General features: G+C 68.6%; 1 protein-coding gene and 1 pseudogene. Both read right to left on the reverse strand.

Annotation, left to right across the window (positions count from 1 at the left end; translation table 11 throughout):
• A partial coding sequence (locus N866_RS18130) for a DUF1156 domain-containing protein (RefSeq protein ID WP_034229327.1) occupies nucleotides 1-686 on the reverse strand: 686 nt, incomplete at its 3' end.
• Between the two features lie 82 nt (nucleotides 687-768).
• A pseudogene (locus N866_RS22525) lies at nucleotides 769-1,005 on the reverse strand (very short patch repair endonuclease); the annotation flags it as partial.

Genomic DNA, 1,005 nt, shown 5'->3' on the forward strand with positions numbered 1-1,005 from the left:
ACCCTCATCTGCGAAGAGCCCGCAATCACCGTGGCCTCGGAGCCGTCGTCCAGCATGGCCTTCGGGTACAAGTAGCCGATGCGCTCCTCAGCCCGCTCCCGCATCCAGGCGCCGTAGCGACGAACGTCCTCGGCGAGTCCGGTCGCCCGCGGCCACTCGCCCATCTTCGACTCCGCGGCACCGGGGAAGACAGGCGGGCGACCCGCGAACGTTGGCGGAATCTCGATGAGCGCCTTGTTGATGAGGACGGCCACCGGGTTCAGGTCGCTCGCATGCGCCTCGAGCCCGAGGCGCTGCGCCTCCAGGGGGATCGTGCCACCGCCCGCGAACGGGTCCAGGATCGCCGGCGGGTTGCCTCCCGTGGACCGGAGGATCTCCTCGTGCGCCTCGCGCAGAAGACCCTCGTCCCCGACGTTCTCCCACACGACGAGGCGACGGATGATGTTGTGGAGCCGCTCGCGCTCGAGTTTCTGATCCTCTTCGGTGGGGAATCGGTCAGGATCTGAGGACGGGTCGTCGACCAGCTGAGCGAAGAGCACGGCGCGGGCGGCGGCCAGGGGGCGTCGTGCCCACCACAGGTGCAGCGTCGAAGGGTGGCCGTGGCGGATCGACTTCTCACGCGCTGACTCGCGGTTGATGTCCTCCAGGGGCAGCGAGACTTCGATCAGCTTGCGGGACTGCGTCACCTGTGGAGTCCTTCCGCGGCCTGATGGCCTGTGGATATCGCGATCGTCGTCATCGTAGGAGCCTGCACCGACACTCCGTGGCTCATCGGTCCGGGCGGGGCGCTCCCTGAGCTTTCGCCCAGGACTGAGCGACGAGATCTGCGGCGACCTCCATGTCGGCGTGCTCCCAGAAGCGGAGAACTGCCCATCCGATGGCGTGGAGGTGCGCATCGGTCTCCCGGTCCCGCTGCACGTTGGCGGCGAGCTTCGCCGCCCACCACGCCGTGTTGCTCGCGGGCTGTGTCGCGTGCTCCGGGCAGCCGTGCCAGAAGCAGCCGTC

Origin of the sequence: Actinotalea ferrariae CF5-4 (genome assembly GCF_000603945.1) — a bacterium.
Classification (GTDB): domain Bacteria; phylum Actinomycetota; class Actinomycetes; order Actinomycetales; family Cellulomonadaceae; genus Actinotalea; species Actinotalea ferrariae.